Annotated in this window: 14 protein-coding genes; 3 read left to right on the forward strand and 11 right to left on the reverse strand. The window is 65.3% G+C overall.

Translation table 11 applies throughout. The annotated features are described in order from the left end of the window. Positions 1-25: 25 nt before the first annotated feature. The 3 genes from ADADO0_RS03250 to ADADO0_RS03260 all read right to left on the reverse strand — a co-directional run bounded on the left by ADADO0_RS03250 (position 26) and on the right by ADADO0_RS03260 (position 13,973). Entirely contained in the window at positions 26-10,543 is a 10,518-nt protein-coding gene (locus ADADO0_RS03250) for an autotransporter-associated beta strand repeat-containing protein (protein ID WP_511303656.1), read from the reverse strand. Between the two features lie 170 nt (positions 10,544-10,713). Further along, positions 10,714-11,865, reverse strand: coding sequence for a hypothetical protein (locus tag ADADO0_RS03255; RefSeq protein ID WP_511303657.1), 1,152 nt, complete (start codon positions 11,863-11,865; stop codon positions 10,714-10,716). Positions 11,866-11,876: 11 nt separating this feature from the next. Next, positions 11,877-13,973, reverse strand: a complete 2,097-nt coding sequence (locus tag ADADO0_RS03260; RefSeq protein ID WP_511303658.1) for a tetratricopeptide repeat-containing sulfotransferase family protein — start codon at positions 13,971-13,973, stop codon at positions 11,877-11,879. Positions 13,974-14,231: 258 nt separating this feature from the next. Between ADADO0_RS03260 and ADADO0_RS03265 the strand changes: the two genes are divergently transcribed. After that, entirely contained in the window at positions 14,232-15,128 is an 897-nt protein-coding gene (locus tag ADADO0_RS03265; protein WP_511303659.1) for a dienelactone hydrolase family protein, read from the forward strand. A 70-nt stretch (positions 15,129-15,198) separates the two neighbouring features. Further along, on the forward strand, positions 15,199-16,344 hold the full coding sequence (locus ADADO0_RS03270; protein WP_511303660.1) for a PQQ-dependent sugar dehydrogenase: 1,146 nt from the start codon (positions 15,199-15,201) through the stop codon (positions 16,342-16,344). 45 nt (positions 16,345-16,389) lie between these two features. On the opposite strand, the gene ADADO0_RS03275 is transcribed toward ADADO0_RS03270, so the two are convergent. Then, entirely contained in the window at positions 16,390-17,511 is a 1,122-nt protein-coding gene (locus ADADO0_RS03275) for an LVIVD repeat-containing protein (protein ID WP_511303661.1), read from the reverse strand. A gap of 67 nt (positions 17,512-17,578) precedes the next feature. After that, positions 17,579-18,538: a Bug family tripartite tricarboxylate transporter substrate binding protein gene (locus ADADO0_RS03280; RefSeq protein ID WP_511303662.1), complete on the reverse strand. Its 960-nt coding sequence runs from the start codon at positions 18,536-18,538 to the stop codon at positions 17,579-17,581. Between the two features lie 238 nt (positions 18,539-18,776). Between ADADO0_RS03280 and ADADO0_RS03285 the strand changes: the two genes are divergently transcribed. Beyond that, on the forward strand, positions 18,777-19,733 hold the full coding sequence (locus ADADO0_RS03285; RefSeq protein WP_511303663.1) for a LysR family transcriptional regulator: 957 nt from the start codon (positions 18,777-18,779) through the stop codon (positions 19,731-19,733). A 47-nt stretch (positions 19,734-19,780) separates the two neighbouring features. Here ADADO0_RS03285 and solA read toward each other — a convergent pair whose 3' ends face one another. Genes solA through ADADO0_RS03315 form a run of 6 tightly spaced genes read right to left on the reverse strand, consistent with a single transcriptional unit; the run spans position 19,781 to position 26,237 of the window. After that, on the reverse strand, positions 19,781-20,986 hold the full coding sequence (gene solA / locus ADADO0_RS03290; protein WP_511303664.1) for an N-methyl-L-tryptophan oxidase: 1,206 nt from the start codon (positions 20,984-20,986) through the stop codon (positions 19,781-19,783). A gap of 24 nt (positions 20,987-21,010) precedes the next feature. After that, positions 21,011-22,021 carry a membrane dipeptidase gene (locus ADADO0_RS03295; RefSeq protein WP_511303665.1) on the reverse strand — a complete coding sequence of 337 codons (1,011 nt, stop codon included), beginning with the start codon at positions 22,019-22,021 and terminating at the stop codon, positions 21,011-21,013. Positions 22,022-22,044: 23 nt separating this feature from the next. Next, positions 22,045-22,833 carry a polysaccharide deacetylase family protein gene (locus ADADO0_RS03300; RefSeq protein WP_511303666.1) on the reverse strand — a complete coding sequence of 263 codons (789 nt, stop codon included), beginning with the start codon at positions 22,831-22,833 and terminating at the stop codon, positions 22,045-22,047. 2 nt (positions 22,834-22,835) lie between these two features. Further along, the gene (locus ADADO0_RS03305; RefSeq protein WP_511303667.1) at positions 22,836-24,245 is read right to left on the reverse strand and encodes an MmgE/PrpD family protein; all 1,410 of its coding nucleotides are present in this window, start codon (positions 24,243-24,245) and stop codon (positions 22,836-22,838) included. Further along, positions 24,242-25,267: an ABC transporter ATP-binding protein gene (locus ADADO0_RS03310; protein WP_511303668.1), complete on the reverse strand. Its 1,026-nt coding sequence runs from the start codon at positions 25,265-25,267 to the stop codon at positions 24,242-24,244. Before ADADO0_RS03310 ends, ADADO0_RS03305 begins: the two co-directional genes overlap by 4 nt. Further along, entirely contained in the window at positions 25,251-26,237 is a 987-nt protein-coding gene (locus ADADO0_RS03315) for an ABC transporter ATP-binding protein (RefSeq protein WP_511303669.1), read from the reverse strand. Before ADADO0_RS03315 ends, ADADO0_RS03310 begins: the two co-directional genes overlap by 17 nt. Position 26,238 lies beyond the last annotated feature (1 nt).

Genomic DNA, 26,238 nt, shown 5'->3' on the forward strand with positions numbered 1-26,238 from the left:
CTTTTTTACCGTGTGCGGTCCGCGATCAGAACTTCAGGGAGAACTGCGCGGTGAAGGCGTTCTGGCTGGCTTCGCTGGCGATTTGGCCGACGTAGTTCACCTGGAGTGTGGCGAGGTCGGAGAGGGCGTAGGCCAGCCCCGCGCCCATCAGCAGCGTGTTTTCGGCAATCGGCACACCCGAGACCTGGAACGGTGTCGCCCCGCCCTGGAACAGCATGTTCGCGGTCGGCGTCGTGTCGCCGAAGGCGTGCTGCCAGCCGAGGGTCGCGCTCGGGGTGAGCGCGCGCCCGCCGAGCATGAAGGAGGTCGCCGCCCGCACGCCCAGGGTGGTGTAGAACGTGTTCTGGTCGTTGGTGTTGACGTTCAGGCCAGCGCCGGAGCTGAGCAGCCCGCCTTCGGTAAGCGACCCGCCCGAGATGTTCACGTAGGCAAAACCCGCGAACGGCTCGAACGCATAGCTGCCGACGCTGAAGTCGTAGCCCACTTCGCCGAACACCTGGGTGGTGCCCACGTTGTAGCCGCCGTTGGTGGCGCCGGAGAAGCCGGGGAACACCACGGAGCGCGTGACCGAGATGTCATGCCAGGTGTACGAGGCGCCGCCGCGCAGCGCCCAGGCGCCGAACTGGCCGCCCGCGTAGAGCCCGATGTCGTAATTGTCCATCGAGCCCGAGGAGTTGCGGGCGTCCACGTCGAACTGGGTCTGGCTGAAGCCCGCAACGACGCCGACCCGCACATTGTCCAGGACGCCCACGTCCACACCGGCGAAGAAGCCGCCGATGGTGCTGGAGATCGAGGCGGCATTGGTGTTGCCGAAGGCATTGCCCCAGCCGCCGTAGCCCTGCATCCACAGGGTGGGCGTCAGATCCTGGCTCAGCTTGGCGGTGGCCGGGCCGGCCGCTTTCGCGGCATAGCTCAGCGCCGTGTTGCCTTGCGGCGTCACGGACTGGCGCAGGCGCGTGCCCACCGCATCCCTGAGGTAGTTGGTCTCCTGCTGGATCACGGTGTTGACCGAGGGATAGATCTCGCCGGAGAGCTGGTTCAGTGCGGGCGCGACAGCCCCCACCGACAGGCCCATCAGCGCGTCGAACACTGGGTTGCCCCCGCCCAGCGTCTGCGCCGCCACCGCCACATTCACCTGGTTCGGCGTCTGCGCGTAATAGACGAAGTCGACGCCGGTGTAGGTGAGGACTAGGTAGACGTTGTTCAGGTCGTAGCCGAGTTCTGGCTGGAGGAAGGCGTAATCGGAGGTCACGCCGCCAAACGTGCCGGAGACGGTGCCCGTGGTGGTGATGATCGGGATCATGCTTTCGGCGGGGTAGCGACCCGGCACCGCGAGCACCTGCACCGTCGCGCCGGAGGACAGGGTGACGTTGCCGGTGGCGAGGATGAGGTCGTGGGCGCCCGAGGGCGTCACGTCGACCGCATAGACCGAGCCGGAGTTGAATGTGACAGGCCCGCTCACCGTCAGCGTGCCGGGCGAGTAGCCCGGTGCCACCGTGCCGCCGCTGTTGACCGTCAGAGAGCCGATGGTGGCCGTGCCGCCCAGCACGCCGCCGTCATTGACGGTGAACGGCGAGGTGGTCGTGGAGCCTTGCTGAAGCTGCACGAAGCTGTTGTCGACCGTGATCGGGCCGGTATAGGGCGCGGAGAACTCCACCGTGCCGCCGCCCATGAAGGTCACCGCACCGTTGCCGGTGATCGCCCCCGTGAAGGTGTAGGTATCGGAGCGGTTGAACACCAGATTGGCGTTGTTCACCACATCGCCGCTGATCGCGCCGGTGGTCCCGCCGTTGCCGATCTGCAGCGTGCCGTCGGAGATCGTGGTCACGCCGGTGTAGGTGTTGGTGCCGGTGAGGATCAGGAGGCCCTCGCCGATCTTGACCAAGCCGCTCGAGCCACTGACCACGCCCGACAGGGTGAGGGCCTGGCTGGCGTCGACCTCGAACGTGCCGACGCGCGACGGCGCCATCGGCGCGCTCTCGCTCAGGGGCAGCCCGAGCGTCACGCCGTTGCCATAGGTGAAGGTGCCGCTGGCCCGCAGGATGCCCGACCCGCCGACCGTCAGGTTGCCGGTGCCGAGCGGGGCGGCGCTGGTCACCTGCAGGGTGCCGCCGGTGATGGCGGTGCCGCCCGAATAGGTGTTCACGCCGGTGAGGGCCAACGTGCCCGCGCCGGTCTTCAGCACCGAGCCGGTGCCGGAGATCACGGCGGCGAAGGTGATGTCGTCGCTCCTGTTGAAGGCCAGGGCGGCGTTGTTGACGATGTCGCCGAGGACCGAACCAGAGGTCCCGTTATTGCCCAGTTGCAGCGTGCCGCCGGAGATGGTGGTGCCGCCGGTGTAGCTGTTCGCCGCAGTGAGGATGAGCTTGCCGAAATCGGCCTTCTCAAGCCCGCTGGTGCCGGTCAGCTCCGAGGCGATGGTGGCGACCGTCGAGGTGCCGTCCACGGTGCCGTCACCGACGCGGATGACCGCCGGCGTTGCGCCGGCGAGCGTGATCGATGCGCCGCTCACCACATAGCCGCTGGTGACGAACTGCATGCCGGCGGCCGAAACCTGGCCGAGGCTGCTGTCCACCGTGACGAGGCCGGCATCGCCCTGGAACACCGCGAAGCCGCTGTTCCAGGTCCGGGAGATCGTGCCGTTGGCGTTGGTCCAGTTGGTCTGCGTGTTCGCCTGCCAGACGCCGTCGCCGCCCACCACGGTGCCCGTGGGGCTGAGGGTGGTGCCGTTCCAGAAGGCGATCGGGCCGTTCGGGCTGTCGATGAACAGGTTCACCTGGTTGTTGATCGAGGTCTGGATGCCGCCGGCATAGCCCTCCGGCACATTGCCCACCTCCATGCCGTTGTTGGTGAGCATCCCGGAGTAATTCATGATCCGGTAGACGCCGAGGCCGAAGCCCGTGGTCGCCGTCACGTTCAGCGTGCCGGCGAGGGTCAGGTCGCCGGTGACGTTGAACATGGCCGAGCCGCTGGGCGCGCCGAGCGTCACGTTCACGTTCGCGCCCGAGGCCAGGTCCAGGCCGCCCATGGTGAGGACGGTGCCCTGCACGCCCGCGAGGGTGCCGCCGCTCTGCACCGACACCAATTCGGTGATGGTGCCGCCGCCCGAAAGCGTGCCGATTTCGCCGACCGTGACGGGGCTGCCGGTGAGGCTGCCGTTCACGATCAGGTTTCCGCCCGCTACGAGGGTGGGCCCGGTGTAGGTGCTGTCCCCGGCCAGCGTCAGGGCGCCGGTGCCGGTCTTGGTCAGACCGCCGGTGCCACTGATCGCGCCGCCGAAGGTGGTGCTGGCATTGTTGCCGCCGGTGATGAGCGAGGCGCCGTCCAGAACCACCGCGCCCGTGCCGGCGATGGAGCCGACCGTCTCGGTGCCTTCCTGGAGGAGCAGTTGCGCGCCGGCGGCGATGTTCACCGCACCGGTGTCGCTGAGCGCATTCCCGCCGACCGCATTGAGGATGCCGGCGTTGACGTTGGTGGCACCGTTATAGGTGTTGGTGCCGCCGATCAGCAGGGTGCCGGTGCCGGTCTTGTTGAGGTCGCCGTCGCCGGAGATGGTCCCGGTGAGCGTCAGGATTTCACCTTCATCCACCGAGAAGCCGCCGGTCAGGCCCGCGGCCAGGGAGAAGGTGTTGCCATAGACATAGGTGCCGCTGGAGCGCAGCACGCCCGCGTCTTGCAGCGCCACGTTTCCGGTGCCGAGCGCGCCGGAGGAGCCCAGCACCACGGTGCTGGCATCCGATATCGTGGTGCCGCCGGTATACTCGCTGGGGCCGGCGAGGGTCTGCGTGCCGGTGCCGGTCACCGCGAGGCAGCCGGAGCCGCTCATGTTGCCGGAATAGCTGCTGGTGAGGCCGCCCGCCACGATGAGGCAGTAAGAGTTCAGCACCACGGCACCGGCGCCCGACAGGGCGCCGACGGTCTCGTCGGTGTCCATCAGTTCCAGCGTCGCGCCGCTAAACACGGTCACCAGAGCGGTATCGGACAGCGAGGAGCCGCCGCCGATGAGCAGGCGCCCGGCGACGACGCTGGTGGCGCCGCTGAAGCTGTTGGTGCCGGTGAGCGTGAGGGTGCCGGCGCCATTCTTGAAGAGCCGGCCGGTGCCGGAGATCACGCCCGCATAGCTGATGTCGTTTGAGCGGTTGAAGTTGAGAATAGCATTGTTGACGATGTCACCCTGGACCGAGCCGGTGGTGCCGCCGTCGCCAATGCCCAGCACGCCCTGGGAGATCGTGGTGTTGCCGGTATAGGTGTTCTCGCCCGTAAGGATGAGTTGCCCGCGGTCGGTCTTATTGAGACCTGATGTGCCCGCGAGGACCGAGCCGATGGTCGCGTGATACGCCCCCCCCGGTACGGTTCCATCGCCGACCCGAATGACGGTCTGGCCGCTTTCGGCCGCCAGCACGATCGTGCCATCCGATACGTTGTAGCCGTCCACAGCGAACTGCATGCCGGTGACAACCACAGGGCCGCTTTCGCTGTCCACCGTCACCGTGCCGGGCGCACCCATGAACACGGCGAAGGTCCCGGCGGCATAGGGGCCGTTGACCGCGCCGCTGGCGGTTGTCCAGTTGTCGGCCTGCGGTCCGACGGTCATGTTGGTCCAGATGCCATCGCCGCCGTTGACTACGCCGTTATTCTTCGGGCCGGCGCTGCCGTCCCAATAGCTCAGGCTCTGGCCGTCCGTATTGACCAAATTGATCTGTCCGGGAACGGCAACCTGAATGAAGGTGGTGGATCCGGTGGGCATGGTGCCCAGCACCAGGCCCTGGTTGGTGAGGTCGCCGTCGTAGCTGATGACGCGATAGACGCCCGCCCCAAAGGTGCCGCCTTCCGATTGCGTGACGTTCAGCGTTCCCGCGAGGGTCAGGTCGCCATGCACGATGACGAGGTCGTTGAGCGAACCGCCGACCGTGTTGGCCTGGCCGAACTCGAAGTTCAGGATGGAATTGCTTGCGAGGGTCAGGCTGCCGTCGATGGTCAGCGTGCCGGGGCTGTTGCCCGGCGCGAGGATGCCGTCAGTGATGCTCACCGAGCCGCCGAACGTGCCCCAGCCGGCCAGAGTGGCGCCGCCGCTCACCGCGAGGGTGCTGGTTGGACCGCCGAGCCAGCCGTTCAGGACCAGCTTCGTGCCCGTCACGGTGATCGCCCCGCCGATCGGGGCCGTGTCATCTATCGTGGCGGCCCCGCCGTAGCCCGACACCACCAGAGTGCCGGCGCCGACGATGTCGAAGCCGAGGGGGTCCGAGCCGAGTTGCAGGACCGGCCCCGAAAGCGTCAGCGACCCGGCATCGACCGATATGCGGGTATTGCTCTGAACCGCGACCAGACCGGCCCAGCTATTGTCGCCGCTCACGCTTTCAAGCGCGCCCAGGGCCGCACCTGTCCCGTTGAGGGCCAGGATTTTGTTGCCCACGGCAATGCCGCCCTCAAGCTGAAGCGTGGCGCCGGCATTGAGAAACGCCGCGTTATTGAAGGCACTGGTCGCACCGAGGGCGGACCCATTGGTGATCTTTAGGATGCCGCCGAGGACAAAGGTGTTTCCGAGGTAGGTGTTGGTGCCGGTCAGCGTCAGCGTCGTGGTGTCGGATTTAAACAAGCTTGCGGTGCCCGCCAGGACCGAACTGATCGTGGCGTCCGTCGTATTGAATGCCAAGCTATTGGATGCGGTGATGGTGCCGGAATTGACCGTGCCGCCGGAGTAGTTATAGGCCGCCGCCGAGACATCGGCGTTCAGAACGCCGCCGGACTGCGCGAAATCATTCTGCGAAACCGAAAGTCCCGCAGTAATGGTGCCGCCGGAAAAGACGACAGAGCCCTGGGTTATGGTCTTGCCGCCGAGATCCAGCATACCGCCGGACTGGTTGTAGGCGCCGAGCACGGTGACGTCGTTGGCGAGCGAAATGGTCGCGCCGGTGTTGAACACCGAAAACCCGGTGACGTCGATATTGTCGTTCAGCAGCACGTTGCCGGAAAACACCAGATCGGACCCGGTGTTGCTGATTTGACCCATATCGGCGACGTCGAGCGTGGCGCCTGCGCCGGTCAGCGTTCCGAAGGCGCTGCCCGACCCACCGACGATGGTGAGGTTCTCGGCGGACGCGTTGTTGATGGCGCCGGCGATCGTCCCGCTGTTGATGATGGTCGTCAGGGTGCCGCTGGAATAGTTGTAGATGGCGATGGCGCCCTGGATCAGGCCGCTGTTGGTCAGCGTGCCGATCAGGCCGCCGTTCGCGATGGCGGTTCCCGTCACGGCCTGGATCAGGTTGCTGTTGTCCAGGCTGGCGATCACGCCGCCGTTGTTGTTGTAAATGCCAACGAACCGGCCTTGGATCGTGCCGGAATTGCTGAAGACATCGATCGTCGAGCCATTATTATTAATGGCATAATAAGCATTGGAAATGATCTGACCTTCGTTGGTCAGGGTGCCGATCGTACCGTTATTCCAGTTGCTCAGTGCGGAGGCTGAGCCTCTGCTAAGGATCAGTCCCGAGTTGATGATCGTGTCGATCAGGCCGCCATCATTAAATACACCGCTGTTGCCGTCGATCGTTCCCGAATTCGTCAGGGTACCGATGTAGTTCTGATTCAGGATCGCGGTCGCCGCGGTCGATATGATCTGACCTTCGTTGAGAATGCTGAGTATGACGCCGCTATAATTGTAAATAGCCTGCCCCGTTCCGCCCTTGATCGTGCCGGTGACGGTATTGTTCAGCGCCTCAATGGTCGTGTCGGAATATACGTTATAGATACCCCGGTAACCCGAAATGATCTGCCCGCTATTGATAATGGTGCCGATTGTGGAGGTTTCATCATTATAAATAGCGACATTATCCGCGCTGATCAGGCCGGAATTATTCAAAGTCAGAATTGTCGATTGGTAGTAATTGCGAATGCCGTCATTGCCCTGGATTATTCCAGTGTTAAGCAAGCTCGCAATTGTATTCGCGTAATTATAAACCGCAGCCGAGGTTATCCCTAGTATGCGGCCACTGTTGTCAAGCGTTCCAATATATTGGTCATTTTCAATGCCAATGCCGCCGGATATCAATCCAGTATTCAAAAGGCTTAAAATGGTGCCGGCATTGAGGATGCCGATGCCGCTGGTGCCACCCGTTATGAACCCGGCGACGATGATTCCGTCGATCACGGTCCCGGTATTGGTCAGCGTGCCGATGGAGCCGCTATTCTTGATCGCGGTACCGGAGGCGGATGAGATCAAATTCGAGTTGCTAAGCGACAGGATCGTGCCGCCAGCGTCGTTCCATATCCCCTGCCCACCGCCTTCAATCACGCCTTCGTTGATAAAGGTCTCGATGAGAGCGTCGGAGAGGCCGTTATAGACGCCGCGATAGGGAGAGCTGATCGTGCCGGTATTCGTCAGGCTGCCGATGGTGGTGCCTTCGTAATTGACAAGCGCGGTACCTGACGTGCCCAGAATCAGGCCAGAGTTGTTCACAGTTCCGATCGTGGCAAGATAATAATTGTAAAGACCATAGTAACCCTGGATGGTTCCGGAGTTCACTAGGCTTTCAATCGTTCCGCTATAGTTGTAGAGGCCAACCGACGAGGCGCCAATAATTGTGCCGCTATTATTGACGCTCTGGATAAAGCCGCCCGAATTGTAGAGGCCCCTATAAGCCGAATCTATCTGTCCGGTATTGATCAGCGTGAGGATGGTGCCGGAGGTATATACGCCTGTTGAGTAATCCGCCGTTACTTTTCCGCTGTTGTTGAAAGTGTCTATCTGCCCGTAGTTTGCAACGCCGAGATTGCCGCTGATCTCGCCGGAATTTGTGAGGGTGCCAATCGTGCCGGTGTTATAGACCCCGGTGCCCGTGGCGGATATTAGGCCGCCAACAAGTGCGCCTTCGGCGTTGAAGGCATTATTTTCAAGAGTATCGATATTACCTGAGTTGAAAATGCCGTCAGAGCCCGAAATCACGCCGGAATTCACGACAGATCCGATGGAGCCTGTATTGTTAAGGGCTGAGGATGAACCCGAACTGATCGTGCCGATAACGAGCATGACACCATCAATGGTGCCGATATTCCTCAGGCTGGTGATGAGCCCGGACGTGCTGATGCCGTAACCGCTGGTGCCTTCGATCGTGCCGGTGTTGGTGAGCGAGGTGATGGTCCCCTCACTCGCCAGGCCGACCGGACCGGTGATCAGGCCGGAATTTGTGAGGGTGCCGATGGAGCCGGTGTTGTAGAATGCGGTGGTGCTGTTGCCCCTGACGATGCCGCCAACGAGAGCGCTCCCATCATAAAGCGCGTCATTCTGAAAGAGTGTGAGGTTGCCTTCGTTGGCGAAGCCGCCGTAGCCGGAAAGCAGGCCGGAATTGATGATGGTGCCGATCGTTCCGCCGGCATTGTAAACCGCCGTCGTCGAGCCTGCTGTGATGATGCCGCCGGCGAGCGTTCCGCCGCTGACCGAGCCGACGTTTTCGATGAAATCGACCGTGCCGCTATTGCGGATACCGTACGTCCAACCCGAAATCACACCAGTATTGGATATTGTATTGATGCTTCCGCCAAAATTACGGATGCCATCGCCATTGGCGGTGCTGATAAGCCCGGAGTTGGAGAGGACGCTGATGCTTCCTTCTTCCAGATAAACGCCGCTGCTGTAGCTGGATATCGTTCCGCTATTTGTCAGGGTTCTGACAGAGCCGCCTTCGACGCTGATGCCGGTGCCCGAGTTGGACGATATGAGGCCGGCGTTTGTGAGCGTGCCGATGCCACCGAAATTGCGCACGCCGATGCCGGTGTCGGCGGAAATCACGGCGTCGGCGAAGTTATGCAGCGTTTCGATGTTGCCGCGGTTGAAGACGCCGTTGCCCCTGCCGCCGCCGGTCACCGTTGAACTGATGGTGCCGCCGCTCAAATTCTCCAGGGCCGAAATGGTCCCGGAGTTGAAGACGCCGGCAATGATAGCGGTCGAGCTGCCGGTATCGGCGACCACGTAAATCACGCCGGCGTTCGTAAGAGTGGTGATCGTGCCGTCGAGGTTGCCGACGCCGAAGACCGACTGGCGCGGGCCTGCGACGAGCTCGGCTGTGGCGTGAATGTCGCCGGAATTGCTCAGGCTGCCGATGACGCCGCCTGCGTTCAAGACGCCGGCGAGGACATTGCTGGAGCCGACCGTCAGCCCGCCGCCGCCTATGATGGCGGCGCCGACTTGGTTCGTCAGGCTGTTGATGGTGGATTGAACATTCAGGAGGCCGCCCAGGAGCTGCCCCGAACCGGTCGCCTCGGCCTGAAACGACCGTATGGTGCCGCCCGACTCGTTGGTTATGCTGTTGACGGCGATCGTGGACAGCGCATTCGCTATGCCGGCTTTTTTGCCCTGAATGAGACCGCTGTTGCTCAGGGCTCCGAGCGTTGAATCGTACGCGCTGACAAACCCCGTCGATCCGGCGGTGATGATCCTGCCGGAATTGTGCAGGGTGCCGATGCTGCCGGAATTGACGCTGACGACGCCGTTCAGGTCGCCGCTGATCGTGCCGGAGTTGTTGAGTTCGCCGATCCGCCCGCCGTTGGAGAGCACGCCGGTGCCGCCCGAACCGCTCGATCCGCCCCGGATCGTGCCGGAATTCGTGAGCGTGCCGATCACGCCCGAGTTGTTGATGCCGGTAACGCCGACAATCAGCGCGGTATTCAGAAAATTCGTGATGGTCGCGGACGGCCCTGTGGCAACCGCTGCGCCGGCATTCGAAGATATGGTGCCGTTATTGGTTGCGCCGGAAATCACACCGGCCATGACGCCGAGCGCAACGCTGCCGCCGCGCGTTGCGGTGATCTGGCCGCTGTTGGTCAGCGAGCCGATGCTGCCCGAACTGATGATGCCGCTTCCACCCGAGATGATGCCCTCATTGGACAGGATCCCGATGCTTCCGCTCGCGGCGTTCAGAATGGCGATGTCATACAAGCCGTTGTCGGCTTCGCTGAGGATGGTTCCAGTCGACGCATTGGTCAGTGTGGAGATCACGCCGGTATTGTAGACGGCGGCGAAAATCCCGGTTTCGTCGGCCGCAACCCCTGCCGCCATGATGGTTTCGCTGTTGTACAGCGAGATGATGGTGCCTGCGATGTTGGCGACGCCGGCGACGGTCTGCCCCACATTCTGGCTGTTACCGCTGCCCCGGATGGTGCCGGTGTTGCTCAGGCTCCCCATGAGCCCGCCGCGGTTCATCACGCCGACGAAAATCACTTCGGAGCTTTGCTCCGACGTCGAGTCGGCGATGATCTGACCGGCGTTGGTCAAGGTCTGGCCGCCGGTGAGGATCGCGTCCACGCCGATGGTGGTCGAGGGGCCGCCGACGACACCGTTGCTGGTGATGGTGAGGTCGCTGCCCGTCCAGATCACGCAGGGGACGGTCTGGGCAGTGATGATCGTGGTGTCCGCCGGTACCTGTGTACATGCCTGGGCGAAGGCGGGGTCTATGCTGCTCAGGCTTGCGGACGTCGCGATCAGGGATACCCCGGCCAGAAGCTGCCAGCGGGTGGAGCGGCTCGTGGAGCGCTGCTTGTTTTGATTCATTTTTTCCCCCGCGACGGTTCAGGCAAAGAACCGGCACATAAACGTCGACATTTCACCTTATTTCCGCACGGGGAGAGTGTGAAGGCGTATTCATCCGCCGCTCACCTGATTCCGGCTATACGAATGGGTAGATGCAATTTTGTCACGGAAGTCAGCGCTTTCGAGGCGCTCTATCCGTGCAGCGCGGCCAATTCGCCCCTTAGGCGCGACATGACGCCGGCCCAATCGCCAAGGCTTGGCTGACGGAACAGCCGCAAACTCGGGTACCAGGGCGAATCGTCCCGGCCGAGCAGCCAGCGCCAGTCGGGAACCAGCGGCAGCAGAACCCACGCCGGGCGGCCCAGCGCGCCCGCCAGATGGACCGGTGAGGAATCCACCGAGATCAGCAAATCGGCCACGGTGAGGATGGCCGCCGTGTCCTCGAAATCCCGGATGGTCTCATCGAGCGCCTTGATCCGCATGCCCTCGGGCGGGCTATCGGCCTCGGCGGCGCTCGGTCCCTTCTGCACCGCCAGAAAGGTGCCCTCGAAGCCATCGGCCAGCGGGGCGAAATCATTCAGGCGCATGGAGCGGTTGGCGTCATTGGTGTGCGTGGGGCTTCCCGCCCACACCAAGGCCACCCAAGGCCGGGGCAGATCGGCAAGCTTGCGCCGCCACGTCTTCACCCGCGCGGGGTCGGCGGTGAGGTAAGGCATCGGCCCCGGTAGGTCGTCCAGGGTCAGGCCCATCACCATGGGCAGCGACATGAGTTCGCAAAAGCTGTCGAACGCCGGGGGCAGGGTGCCGCGTTCCAGAATGGTGTCGAAGCCGCCCATCCGCTTTGCTAGGGAAAACAGCGGCGGCGTCACCTCCAGCACCAGATTGGCGCCGCTGCGTGCCTTCGCCTGCCGCGCCAGACGCATGAATTGCAGCGTGTCGCCGAAACCCTGCTCGTCGTGGATCAGCAGGGTTTTTCCCGGCATCGGCGCGCCGTTCCAGCGCGGGCGCTGCACCTTGCGCTCGATGCGCGTGGTGTGGGGCATGGAGTAGCGCCACTGGTATTCCCGCCAGCCGCGCTGGAAGTCGCCGAGCAGCAGCAGGCTCTCCGAGAGGTCGAAGCGCCCGGTGAGATCGCCGGGCAGGGCCTCCACCAGCTTGGCCTGGATGTCCCGCGCCTCGGCGATGCGCCCCTGGGCGCGAACCGCGCGGGCCAGCAGCCGCCACGTCTGCGCCGGCCCGACACCGGCGGCGATGCGCGCCGCGAGAATGCGTTCCGCCTCGCCGAAGCGGTTCTGCGCCATCAAGGCCACCGCCTGCTGTTCGGCGGCGTTTCCGGCGTTCATCGCGCCGCCACTCATTGGGGCTGGCCGAGCGCGTCGAGGAGGGGCTGGAGGTGGGCGGCATACGCCTTCCAGCGCCCGGCGGAGGTCTTGTAGATCGGCTGGCGCACCTGCGTCATGCTCGCGGTGCGCACCGGGCGGTTGGTTTCATGGAAGGCGAGGCACCGGTCGTCCCACGGCAGGCCGAGCGCCTCCAGAAGGCGGCGGGACTGCCCTTCCTGGTCCGCCACCATCTCCTGATAGTCCACCTCGATGAAGTGGCTCGCGGGCAGCACGGCCCGCCAATGATCCATCAGGGCTTCGTAGTGGCGATAGAACTGCCCGAGTTCCGTAAGGTCATAGGTGAAGCGTTGCTCGGCGGCGAACAGCTTGGTGTAGCAGGACAGGCAGGTGTCGACCGGATCGCGCCGTGTATGGATGATGCGGGCATTGGGCAGGATCGCGTGGATCAGGCCGGCGTGGAGGAAATTGGCGGGCATCTTGTCCACGACGTGCCGACGTCCCAGGGAGAGCGGGGTGATGCGGTCCATATAGGCCGAGCCCAATGCCGCGATCTGCCCGGAATCCAGTGTCTCGGCGGTCTTGGGGTAGGCGCCGGTGGCGGACGCCAGGGATTCCATGAAGGGCAGTTCCCCCGCCCCGTGGACCGCCGGATGGGACGCCAGGATCTGCTCGATCAAGGTTGTCCCGGAACGGGGCATCCCCAGGATGAAGATCGGCATGTCGGAGGCATGGCCTGCGCCGGCGAACTTCTGAAGCAGGGCAGGCGAGAAGGTTTCGGAAATCCCCCGCATCCAGGTTCCGGTCTCCGCGCCATTATAGCTGAAGGTGGAGCGTTTCCTGCGGTTTCCCGCATCGAGATGGGTGAAGGCAAGGTCGCCGTCTCCCGCATCCATATAGGCTTTGCCCAGGGCGAAATGGATCGCGATGCGGTCATTGATCGGCTGGCGCCCCTCTGGACCCAGCAGCGCTTCCATCTGCGCGATGTCCGGGTCGCCCTTTGAGAAACGCTTGAGTTCCGTGCGGTTGGCCCAGGCCGATATGTTGCGTGGATTTTCCTGGAGCAGCGCATCGAATAGCTCAAGCGCCTGCTGCTTGGCCCCAAGCTCCATGTGCAGGGACGCCTTGTTGGCGATGGCGCTCTCGCGCGCCCGGCCGGGGATGGTGGCGGCCTTGTCAAAGGCGGCGATCGCCTCGTCGTGGCGGTTGGCCGCCTGAAGCATCTCGCCAAGCACATTGTGGGTATCGGAGCTTTGCGGCGCGCTCGCCACCGCCCGCCGCGCCGCCTCCAGCGCCGCTTCCATCCGGTCCACGCGCTTAAGCAGGCGAGCCTGTGCCACCAGCGCACCGAAATGGGCCGGGGCGAAGGAGAGCAGCGCATCGAGCCAGCGCAGCGCATCGGCATAGCGCAGCCGGGACAGTTCGACGCCGGCCAGATTGATATAGGCGTCGGGAAGCCGGGGGTTGAATTCGATGGCGCGGCGCGCCGCCTCTGCGGCTTCGTCCAACTGCCCGAGTTCGTTCAGCAGGAAGGCGATGTTGCTTTCCGCTTCGGCATAGCCGGGGCGGATCGCCAGGGCGCGCGCATAGTGAAGCCGCGCCTTTTCCAGTTCGCCAAGGCGATTGTAGGTGTTGGCGAGATTGTTGTGTGCCTCTGCGCTGTCCGGCTGCAAGCGCACCACCCGCTCCAGGCAGGTGACGCTTTCCTCGAACTTTCCGGCCTCTTGCAGCACGATGCCGAGGTTGTTCCAGGCCGAAACCAGCGTGGGTTCGAGCGCGGTCGCGCGCCGTCCCGCCTCCTCGGCCTCCGCCAGCAGACCCTGCTGCCGGCACATTTCCGCGAGGTTGCTGAAATAGAGCGCCGGCGCCCGTGGCGAGAGGCAGGCCTGGCGCAGATGTTGGATCGCCAGCCCGTGATTCCCGAAGGCGTGGGCCATCAGGCCCAGGATATGCAGCGCATCCGGCTGGCCCGGCCACGCGGCGAGCACACGCTGGCAGAGAAGCTCGGCCTGTTCGGCCTGCCCGGCGTTCCAATGCTCATTGGCGCGCTGGAGCGCCTGCTGGATGGTGAGACTCTGGGGTTGCGCGACAGGAACGGGTTTGCGGGTCATAAGCACCAACAGACAAGGCCAGGAGGTCGAGATAGGCACAGCGGCGCCCGGAAGAGACACCCGGCGCACGGTCTTTGCGTCCCGGTCTCATCTCCCGTCACCTGCATTTTCCTATACCCCATCTCGCAGGTTTTTAAGGGGCCTTTTGTCGGCCTGCGATTCCGAAGCCGCCTGCGGCCGGCCTGCTCTCCAGAACTTGTTTGTCGCTCCGCGCCGGTCCGTGGCATGACCCACGCGGCAATTGACGAGGAGACCGCCATGGACGCCCCACACACCACCCGTTCTCCCAACCCCGCGCTTCAGGGCCTCGATGGGCTCGCGCGCGAGCCTTTCACCCGCCGTATCTTCGTCATGTCGAGCCTGATCACGGGCTTCACGCTGGCGACCGACGTGGTCCACGCCCAGGCCATCCGCACCGACGACACCGCCCTCGTGGCGGGCGACGTGCAGATCCCCACCGCCGACGGCAACATGCCCGGCTATCGCGCCATGCCACAGGGCAACGGCCCGTTCCCGGTGGTGCTGGTGGTGGAGGAAATCTTCGGCGTCCACGAATACATCAAGGACATCTGCCGCCGCCTCGCCAAGGACGGCTATTGCGCGGTGGCGCCCGAGCTTTATGCGCGCCAGGGCGACCTCTCCAAGATGACCGACGCCAGCCAGATCGTGCGCGACGTGATCTCGAAGGCCCCCGACGCGCAGGTCATGTCCGACCTCGACGCGACGGCGGCCTGGGCGGTGAAAAGCTCCAAGGGCGACCAGAACCGCCTCGGCGTCGTCGGCTTCTGTCGTGGCGGCCGGGCGGTGTGGCTTTATTCCGCCCACAATCCCAAGCTCAAGGCAGGCGTGGCATTCTACGGCCCGCTGGGCGGCCAGCGCACCGATATCCAGCCGAAGACCGCCTCGGACGTGGCGGCGGACGTCAAGGTCCCGGTGCTCGGCCTCTACGGCGCCAAGGACACCGGCATCCCCGTGGCGGACGTGGAAAAGCAGCGCGACGCCGCGCGTGCCGCCGGCAAGAACGTGGAGATCGTGATCTATCCCGAAGCCGGGCACGGTTTCCACGCCGATTACCGGCCGAGCTACAACAAGGCGGCGGCCGATGACGCCTGGGCGCGCATGCTTGCCTGGTTCAAGCAGAACGGCGTGAGCTGAGCGGTATAACTCTGCCCGGCGGCGCTGCGGCCGGGCAGGCGCGTTTCCATACAATACGGCGGGAGGGACCATGGCTCGTCGCACCTGGATCGTAGCGTGGGCGGCGCTCGCCGTGGCACTGCTGATCCATGCCTCCGCGCACGCCGACAGCATCAATGCCGGCGGCCGCAGCATCAGCCCCAATCGCCCCTTCGCGACGCAGGCTGTGGCGGAGTTCAATACCCCCTGGGCCCTCGCATTCCTTCCCGATGGGCGCATGCTGGTCACGGAGAAGCCGGGCCGCATGTTCCTGGTCACGCAGGAGGGTGTGAAGACGCCGATCGGCAATGTTCCGGCGGTTGCGGCGCAAGGCCAGAACGGCCTGCTCGACATCGCGGTCGCCCCGAATTTCGCGGCCAGTTCGACGCTCTATTTCACCTATACCGAGCCGGGCGAGACAGGCAGCCGGCTCGTGCTCGCCCGTGCGCGGCTCGACCTCTCCGGCGGCGCGGCGAAGCTGTCCGATCCGGCGGTGATCTGGCGCCAGAGCCCCGCGGGCGGCGGCGGCCAGCCCGGCGGCATCATCGCCTTCGATCCACAGGGCACCCATCTGTTCCTGACGGTCGGCGACCGCATGGTGCCGGGCAGCGCGCAGGACCCGAAGCAGGCGCGCGGCAAGCTGCTGCGGCTCAATCTCGATGGCTCGACCCCGCCCGATAATCCCAATGCGAGGGCGGGCGGTGTCCCGGCCCAGACCTGGAGCACGGGGCATCGCAACCCCTATGGCCTCGCCTTCGCGCCCGACGGCAAGCTCTGGCTCCACGAGATGGGTCCGCGCGGCGGCGATGAACTCAACCTCATCGCGCCTGGAGTGGACTACGGCTGGCCCCTCGTCTCCAACGGCGACAATTACGACGGCACGCCGATCCCGCGCCACGCCACCCGGCCTGAATTTGCCGCGCCCGCGCTCTATTGGACCCCGGTGATCGCCCCCGCCGGTCTCGCCTTCTACGAGGGCGCGATGTTCCCGCAATGGCGCGGCTCGGCCCTGATCGGCGGCCTGCGGGTGCAGGCCCTGGTGCGTGTCAGCTTTTCGCCGGACGGCCAGCCCGACGAGGCCGACCGCTGGGACATGGGCGCCCGCATCCGCGACGTGGCGGTCGCCGCCGATGGCGCCGTCTGGCTCATCGAGGATGCAAACCCCGGCCGCCTGGTTCGGCTGACCCCGGCACGCTGAGGGCACACGACGCCACCTGACCCCGGCGGCGTCGTGATGGGGGTGTCAGATGCGCTCGATGATGGTGAAGCCGCGCTGGCGGTCGGTCAGATAGACCAGCCCGCGCGTGTCGATCGTCACATCGTTGCTCTGAACCCGCTCCGCGCCCGTAGGCACGTCCGGGACGAAATAGGCAGCCTCGCGCAAGGCATGCGGGTTTGAGATGTCCACCACCCGCACCCCATGGGCGAACCATGCCACGGGAATTTCCGTGCCGGTGATGATCTCGCATGGCTGATGGCAGGCGGTGGCCAGCGGCTGGGGACCATCCTCTATGCCCTCCACCTGGAAGCTGCCGACCGGCATCGGCGCGCGCTCGTCGGTAATGTCGACCATCCAGAGGAAGGCGGGGACGCCGTCGAGCGGGCGATACACGTCCTCGTCCGCCACCACCATGTAGCGCCGGCCCCGGATATCGAAGGGCACGGGAAGCGCCGTGTGGGTCGGGCAATGGAAAGGCGGCGACCAGTCCAGGCCGGAAATGCGCTGCGGCTTGGTGAGGTCATCGATATCAAGAATATGAAAGCCGGCCTGCCAGTAGCTGGTGTAGAGGCGATTGCCCATCCGCAGCGGATGATGGCAGCGGTGGGCGGTGCGATCCCAATTGGGAGTTTCGCCACCGGCGGTCCACTGGCCCGGCATCCACCAGCGGCTGACTTCGACGGGCTTTGAGGGGTTTTCGAGGTCGAGGATGATTACGAAGTGGCCGAGATACCCGTCCGCGGTTGAGGAAAGATAGGCATATCGTTCGTCCAGATCGAACCTGTGAACGCCTTGCCCGCCGGTTTCCCACCGGCTCAGCAGGCGCGGCGCGGCGGGGTTGGAGATGTCGTAGATGCAGACGCCGCCCTTGAAGTCGGGAGAGGGCAGGCTCTTGTCGTTGTTGTTGATCTCTTGGTTGATGACCATGATGTCGCCGGCCACCCGCACCTTGTGGGAATGGGTGCCGGGCGTCATCGGCAGTTCGGCGAGAAGCTTGGGGTTCTTCGGGTCGCGCACATCGACGATCGACGTGCCGTGCGGCGCGCGCATATGGCCGACATAGGCGATGCCGTCACGCACGACGATTTGGCCGCCCCCCGCGCAATCGAAATAACCCGCCTGCTTCATGCCAAGGGACTTCGCCATTGGTCTTATCCTTTTCTGATCCTGGGTACGCTGTGCTTGGGTCGTCATTGGTGCATCGGCGCCGGCTTCAGGGCTTGATCCCCGCCGCATTGATGACCTTGGCCCATTTGTCGATCTCGGCCCGCACATAGACCGCAAACTCTTCCGGCGTGCTGCCGATGGCGTCGATCCCCTGGGTCGCGAACGCCGCGCGAACGTCATCGGACTTGATGGCCTCGTTGGCGACGCGCGCGAGCCGGTCGATGATGGCCTTGGGTGTGCCAGAGGGGGCAAAAAGCCCGAACCACACGCCGGTGTCGAACCCCTTCAGGCCGAGTTCGTCCATGGTCGGAAGGTTGGGTGCCGCGCCGGCCCGCTTGAGCTGGGTCGAAGCCAGCGGGATCAGTTCACCCGATTTCTGCGTGAGCACGGTGGGGGCGGGAACGAACATCATGCTGGTGCGCCCGGCGATCAAATCCTGCATCGCCTGCGAACTGCCTTGATAGGGGACATGCACCAGCTTCACGCCCGCCATCAGGCCGAACAGTTCGGCCGATAGGTTGGGCGATGTGCCATAGCCAGATGAAGCGTAGAGGATTTCATTGGGCCGGCTGCGCGCCTTGGCGATCAGTTCGTCCAGGGTCTTAACCCCCAGCGAGGGGTGCACCATCAGGATGTTCGGCACTGTCGCCAGGAGCGCGATCGGGGTCAGATCCTTGACGAAATCGAACCCCGCATTCGGCGCGAGCGTCACGTTGACCGTGGTCGCCGCCGACCCGAACAGCAAGGTGTAGCCGTCCGGTTGCGCATGGGCGACGAAGCCGGTGGCGATGTTGCCGCCAGCCCCGGTCCGGTTCTCGATGACGAACGTCTGGCCGAGCAATTGCCCCATCTTCTGGGCGACGATGCGCGCGGTCACGTCGGTCGAAGACCCGGCGCTGAGCCCCACGACCAGCTTCACGGTCCGGCTGGGATAGGCGTCCTGCGCCATCGCAGGCACGGCGAACAGACCCGTTATCAGGGAGATGAAAACCGCTCTCCAGCGCATAGGCGTTTCCTCCAGGTTGAGTGACGTTTCGGCGCGACACGAGGTGCCGCGCCGCCTGACGTCGGCCCTTCTTCGGGGCTTTGTTCTTGAAGGATGACCCGGCACGGTCCGCGTATCTCTCTCGAAGCCGATGGCTTCATCCGCGGGGCGCCGAAATTCCCCCTTCCTGAGCGAGTTATGCCGTTGCAATCCATTAGCGATAGGTAGAGTTTTGTGATGGGGATATAAGGCATAGCTAATGACTGACGGGGCGGGCTGGGAGTGGAAAATCGGCCGCAAGCTGCGGCTGCGCGATCTCCATGTTGTCTTCACCGTTGCCGAGTGCGGCAGTATGGCAAAGGCGGCCACCCAGCTTCATGTCACTCAATCCGCCGTTTCTCAGATCATCGCGGAGGTGGAGCAGGAGCTGGGTGCGCAATTGTTCGACCGAAGCCGGCGCGGGGTCCAGGCAACCGCCTACGGGGAGGTGCTGCTGAGGCGCGGGAGGGCGGCGTTCGACGAGCTTCGCCACGGCATCCAGGAGATCAATTATCTCAAGAGCGAAGGCACGGGCGAAATCCGCATCGGCTGCCCGGAAACGCTCGCCGCATCGGTGCTTCCGTCCGCCATCGATCAGTTTTCCAGCCGATGGCCGGGCGTTACGTTCGAGGTCGAGACCTTCACCGGGGCGGCAGCGGCCACGAAGCTACGCGACCGCAGCATCGATCTTGTCTTCGCCCGGGGCGGTCCGGGTCTCAATGCGTTGGCCACATCCGACGACTTCAAGATCACGAAGCTGTTCGATGATCGACTGACCGTGGTCGCCGGCTCCCAAAGCCGCTGGGCTGGTCTTTCGCCTATCGACCTGCCGGATCTGGTCGAGGCATCATGGATCGTCCTGCCTTATGGGTGGGGTGAAGAGGCTGTGCCTGACGCCTTCCGGCTGCGGGGCCTTCCACCCCCGCGCATCGCTCTGAAGACGTTCTCCATTCACCTGCGCCTCCACCTGCTGGTGACGGGACGGTTCGTGAGCGCGCTTCCGGCGTCGGTGCTCCGCCTGCATCAGGCAAGTTTCGGGCTGAAGGAGCTGGGAATCGCGTTGCCGCAAACCCCCTATTCGGTCGCGATCGTCACCTTGAAGAACCGCACGCTGAACCCGGTGGTGGACCACTTCATTCGCTCCACCACCGAAATGCTCGCGCCGCGCGTCCTTTGAGAGGGCGCGAGGGCGTTTCGATCAGGCAGGCGAAATCGCACGAGTGGTCAGATGGTGGCGGCGGCGTTTGCGAGGCGTATCAGGCGTCCCGCGCCGAATTCTCCCAGGAGCGGCGTTTCTACCTGCGTCAGGTGACGCGCCACCATCTCGCCGATGCCGGCGGAATGCTTGAAGCCGTGGCCGGAGCAGGCGGAGACCAGGATCACGTTGTCCAGATCCGGGTGGGCATCGATGAGAAAGCCGTGGTCGAGCGCGGTGGTGTAGAGGCACACGGCCGTGCGCACCGCCCGCGCCGAGACGCCGACCACCTTGCCGCGCACATGCCGCTCGTGCATCCGCGCCACCTCTTCGGGGCTCACCGTTCGGTCGACCTCGGCGATATTGCAGGCGAGGCTGTATTGCTCGGTGGCGAGCTTGACGGTGCCGGGGCTCGCCGAGGGCGGGAAGCCGTACACATAGTCTTCGTCGCTGGCGCCGTGCATCCAGATGAACACCGGGCTATCCGGCGGCAGAAGGTCGGGCTGGGGCAGGTCGAACCAGTAGAGAACCTGGCGGTGCACCGCAAAGGCGGGGTGCAGGTCCGGGCTGAGGAACGCCCCGACCCACGGTCCTGCCGCCACCACCACCTTGCCGGCGCGCAGCGCTCCCTTGTCAGTCTGGATCCGAACCCCTGAACCGTCCCGTGACAGCATCGTCACCCGCGTGTCGGTGTGGATGTCCGCGCCCAACTCCCGCGCCCGGCGTAACTGGGCGGCGATGCAGGCTTCGGGCCTGACATAGCCGCCGCCAGGCTCGAAATAGCCGATCTCGTCGCCGCCGAGCCCGATGAATTGGGGAAAACGGCGCTGGATGTCCCCGGCGTCGAGCACGTCATGGGCGATGCCGTTGGCCTCGGCGACGGCGATTGAACGCCGGACGAAATCGGTCTTGCCGTGATGGGAATTGGGCGCGTTGGCCGATGCCATGACCAGTGCGCCGGACTGGACCAGCAGGGTGTCGCCGGTCTCGTCTTCCAGTTCCCGCCAGATGCGGTGCGATGCCCGCACCAGCGGCACATAGGCCGGCCCCTCGCCAACCGCCTCGCGGGTGATCCTTGTATCCCCGTGGCTCGACCCCATGTCGTGCGGCGGCGACAGGCGATCGATGCCGATCACCCGCACACCGCGCTTTGCAAGCTGGTAGAGCGCGGCGCCGCCCATTGCGCCGAGCCCGATCACGGCGACATCCCAGGATGCTGACGCGAAGCTGTTCAAGGTGAGGGTCTCCGTGAACCGCGCTCAGGCGCGCCAGTCGCCGGGCAGGGCCGCGCCGGAAGGCTCCAGCGCGCTTTCGAGGAAGCGCAGCCAGTTTTCGCCCATGACGCCGCGAATGCGGGTCTCGCTCCAGCCGGCCTGCTCCATGGCGCCGGTCAGCGCGCCATAGCCGGCCAGCGTCTCAAAACCCTTGACGGTGGGCGCCGTGCCCTTGGACGGCACCATGCGGCGGGCATAGCCCTTGTCGTGGCGCAGCCAGTCGAAGAAGCCCTCGTCCTGGTTCTGGGTGAAATCCGTGCCGATGCCCACATTGGCCTCGCCGCAGATGTTCATCATGTAATCGAACAGCCCGATGCAGTCGGCGAGGGTCGTGTCCGCCCCGGTCTTCAGGAAGGGGGGATAGGTGGCGAGGCCGACGAAGCCGCCTCGCTCGACGATGAAGCGCAGTTCTTCGTCGCTCTTGTTGCGGGGATGGTCGAACAGGCCGCGCGGGGCGACGTGGGAATAGGTGCAGGGCCGCTTGGACGCCAGGATCGCCTGACGTGTGGTGTTCGGCCCCACATGGGAGAGGTCCACCAGCATGCCGAGCCGGTTCATCTCGCCGACCACCTCGTGGCCGAAGCCGGAGAGCCCGCCGTCATTTTCCTCCCAGCAGCCGCTGCCGACGAGGTTCTGCGTGTTGTAGGTGAGCTGGACCACGCTGATGCCGAGATCCTTGAACAGGGCCAGCGTATCGATGCGGTCTTCCAGGCCCGTGGTGTTCTGCCAGCCGAGCATGATGCCGACCTTGCCCAATTCCTTGGCGCGGCGGATGTCGGCGGCGCTGCGCACCTGCATGATGATGTCGCCATGCTCCACGAACCAGCGTTTCCACTGGGCGATGTTCAGCATGGTGTCGCGGAAGTTTTCCCACACGCAGCAGGTGCAGTTGGCGGCGGTGAGGCCGCCGGCATGCATGGCCTCGAACACCTCGCGGCTGAAATTCGAGATGATCAGGCCGTCGATCACGATGGCGTCGTCGTGGAGTTTGGTCATTGCGATGTGTCCGGGGTTCGGCGTCAGGCGACGGTCTGCGCGATTTCGGAAGCGGTCATGAAGCGCACGCGCGAGCGCGCCTTGATGGTGTCGATGTGCCGGGCCAGCATCTTCAGCCGGCCGGGATGGCCGATCATCTCGACGTGCAAGGTGAGGTGGTAGAAGGCGCCGGGCCAATCATAGAGGCCGTCGAATTCGTCTTCCCAGATGGTCTGGACTTCACCCGCCGGGCGGATGACGCGGCCGACCTGCCCGCCATAGGTGAAGAACGGCGCATCGGCGAGATGCCACTGCACCGGCACTTCGACCAGCGGGACGGGCTTGCCGTCTTTCATGTGGCGGTAGGGGCGGGCGCGGTCGTGGAAATTGGTGGAGACGGTGACGCCCTCCGCCAGCACCAGGTCCAGCGTGCGCTCGGACCAGTCCCAGCCGGCGGAGCGCCAGGCGGTGGGGCGGATGCCCGTTACATGCTCCAGGGCCTCGATGCCGCCGACCAGCTCGGCCTTTTCTTCTTCCTCGCTCAGCCCTGATACGCCGCGATGGTTCAAGCCATGGCTGCCCAGCTCATGCCCGCGCTTGGCGACCTCACGCACCGCATCCGGGTGACGGTTGCTGGCGAGGCCGGGCACAAAGAAGCTGGCCTTTACGCCCTTCTCGTCCAGCAGGTTGAGCAGGGGGGTGAGCCCCTCGTAGATGCCGAACGTGCCGTTCGAAAGCATCACGGGGCGGTTGGCATTCTTGGGATCGCGGCCGATCCAGGCGGCTTCGGCATCGAGGCAGATGCCGAACACCACGGGGAAGATATCGCTCATGTCTATCCTTGCCTTCTGATGGGCTTTTCCTTGCCGGCCGCGGCCGACAGAAGCTGGTTGACGCGGGTGAGGTCCGATTGGCTGGAGAGCGCGAACAAGGCGTCGCGCAGGCCGCGCGCGGACGCGGGGTCGAGGGCATCGCCGATGCAGGCATCGAACTTGGCTGTGAGGTCTTCATCGCTCATCGGCGCGCGGGGATGGCCGGAGGGGAAGATCACCTGTTCCTCCAATAGCCGGCCGTCCTTGAGCCTCACCTTGAGGCGGGTACGCTCGCGGCCGATGGCCGGCGCGCCGGGGGCGGCGAGGTCTGGATCGATGCGCATGGACACCTTCGGCCAGAACGCCCGCAGCGCCGGATCGGCAAGAGCGGGCGGGTCGAAATCGCCGGAGGCGACCTCGTCCTTGCCGGCAACGATGGCGAGGCAATGGTTGAGACTGAAGCGCGCCTGCATGGGCGAGGTGGGCACGGCATACATCAGATTGCCGAACACAATGGCCGACACGTCCGCTTCGGCCGAGACCACATCCTGGGGCGTGAACGGCACGCGGTGGCGCAGGTTCTTCAGCGCGTCCATGGGGCGGTGGGCGCTGGCGCAGCAGGGATAGGCTTTCAGCCAGGCGCCGAACGCCTCCATGGCGGGCGGCCCGGCGAGCCGCTCGGCCATCGCTGCGAGCCCCGGCATGCCGTCGCCGCCGAACAGATCGGTGAACGACCAGCGGCCATCGAGGATCGCCTCACCGGCGGCGCTGATGCCCGCTTCCGCGAGGCAGGCGGCCATGATGCCGGCCTGTGCCGCGAGCCCGGCGTGGATCGGCTTCATGTCGCTGCCGAATTGCCGCTTGGAGCCGCTGGAGAAGCTGGTGGCGGCGCTGATGGCGACCGCCGTGCGCTCGGCATCCAGCCCCAGTAGCCGCGCGCATCCGGCGGCGGCGGCGATCGGGCCGAAGGTGAGGGTGGTGTGCCAGCCTCGGTCGTAATGCACCATGTTCATGGCGGCGGCGAACGCGGCCATGACGTCGAACGAGATCAGCAGCGCATCGGCGAGACGAGCACCCGATGTGCCCCGCTCCGCGCCGAGCGCGAGGAGCGCGGGCACGAACACGGCGCTGGCATGAGCGGCGGCGGGTTCCAGCACATCGTCGAAGTCGAGCGCATGCGCGGCCGTTGCGTTCACCAGCGCCGCCGCAGGCGCGGCGAGGCCGGTGCCGCCGGCAATCTCTATGGCTGCGCCGGGCGCGGCCCAGGGCGCGAACACCGCCCGCGCCTTAAGGGTCGCGGGGTCGGCGCGCCCGGCCACCATGCAGGCCACCGTGTCGACATAGGAGCGCGCCGCCGCGTGGCGCAGGGCCGGGCTCCAATCGTTCGGACGGTCCGCCGTGTGGCGGGCAAGCTGCATCAGAGGACCGCTCATGCCGCGATCTCCGCGCCGGCGCGGCCGAACGGCCAGCTTGGTGCCTCATGCGCGAAATGGCATCGCGACACCTGCCCATCGGCAAATGCCATGGCGGGCGGCGTTACCGTCTTGCAAATGTCCCGCACCACCGGGCAGCGGGTGTGGAAGCGGCATCCCGGCGGCGGATTGAGCGGCGAGGGAATGTCGCCCGCCAGCGGCGGCGCCGGCCGGGCCCTGGCGCGGCGCGGGTCGGGCAGCGGGCAGGAATCGATCAAGGCGGCGGTGTAGGGATGGCGCGGCTGCGCGAAGATGAGGTCGGTCGGCCCCTCTTCCATCACCTGCCCGAGATACATCACGCACACCCGGTCGCACAGCGAGCGCACGACGCCGAGATCATGGGTGATGAACACGTAGGACAGGCCGAGTTCGGTCTGAAGCGTCTTCATCAGGGCGAGGATCTGGGCGCGGATGGAGATGTCGAGGGCCGAGACGGCCTCGTCGGCCACGATCACCCGGGGGCGCACGGCGATGGCGCGGGCGATGCAGATGCGCTGGCGCTGGCCGCCGGAAAACTGGTGCGGGTAGCGGTCGAGATAATCCTCGCCCGGCGCGAGACCCACCGCATCCAGCAGGCGCGCCGCCTCGGTGCGCAATTCGCTGGGCGGCACGATGCCGTGGATCTTGAGCGGCTGCGCCAGGGTGCGGAAAATGGTCTTGCGCGGGTTGAGGGATTCGAACGGATCCTGGAACACCATCTGCACCGAGCGTCGGTAGCGCCGAAGCTGATCCGTGGTCAGGTCCAGCAGCGGCGCGTCGTCGAGGCGGACCTCGCCGCCGGTGATCTTCACCAGCCCAAGCATGGCGCGGGCGAGTGTGCTCTTGCCGCAGCCGCTCTCGCCCACCACGGCGAGGATTTCGTTGCGCTGGAGCGACAGGCTGACCCCGTCCACAGCGTGAACCGTGCCGCGCGCGCGGCGGAACAGGCCGCCGCCGACCGCGAAATGCACCTTCAGGTCGCGCACCTCAAGCAGCGCGGTCATCGGCGCCTCCTTCGGCCAGCCAGCAGCGTGAGCGGGTGCCCGCCGCGACATCGAACAGCGGCGGCGCCTCGCCCATGCAGCGTGAAAAGCGTTCCGGGCAGCGCGGGTTGAAGCTGCACCCGGGGGGAAGATGCGCGAGGTTGGGCGGATTGCCCTGGATCGCCTCGAACGACGTCACGCGCCGCTCCGGCCCAAGGGTCGAGCGCATCAGGGCACGGGTGTAGGGATGCTGCGCCCGGTAGAAGATGTCCTCGACGGAGCCTTCCTCGACGATCTTCCCGGCATACATCACATAGACCCGGTCACAGAATTCGGCGACCAGGCCGAGATCGTGGGTGATCAGCAGCATGGCGCTGCCGAGGTCGCGCCGCAGCCCCGCGAGGAGGCGCATGATCTGCGCCTGCACGGTGACATCCAGCGCGGTGGTGGGCTCGTCGGCGATCAGCAGGCTTGGGCGCGCGGTGATCGCCATGGCGATCAGGATGCGCTGGCGCATGCCGCCGGAAAGCTGGTGCGGATAATAGTCGATCACGGTCTCGGCGGCGGGAATGCGTACCAGCTTCATCGCCTCCAGCGCCTCCGCCCGTGCGCCGGCGCGCCCAACCTTGCGATGCAGCCGGACAGCTTCGGCGATCTGGTCGCCAACCCGCATGAGCGGGTTCAGATAGGTGGCGGGGTCCTGGAAGATCATGCCCATGCGCCCGCCGCGCACCGATCGCATCTGACGCTCGCTGAGGGTGAGTAAGTCTTGCCCCTCGAACATCATCTGGCCGGACAGGATGCGGGCCGGAGGGCGCGGCAAGCGCATCAGGGACTGGGCGGTCATGCTCTTGCCCGAGCCGGATTCGCCCACCAGCGCCACCGCCTCGCCGGGCTGGATATTCAGCGAGACGCCGTCCACCGCGCGCACCCGGCCGCTGTCGGTGAAGACGTGGGTGACGAGGTTTTCCACGGTCAGGAGCGCGGCCATG

Origin of the sequence: Aquabacter sp. (assembly GCF_965279295.1) — a bacterium.
GTDB lineage: Bacteria > Pseudomonadota > Alphaproteobacteria > Rhizobiales > Xanthobacteraceae > Aquabacter.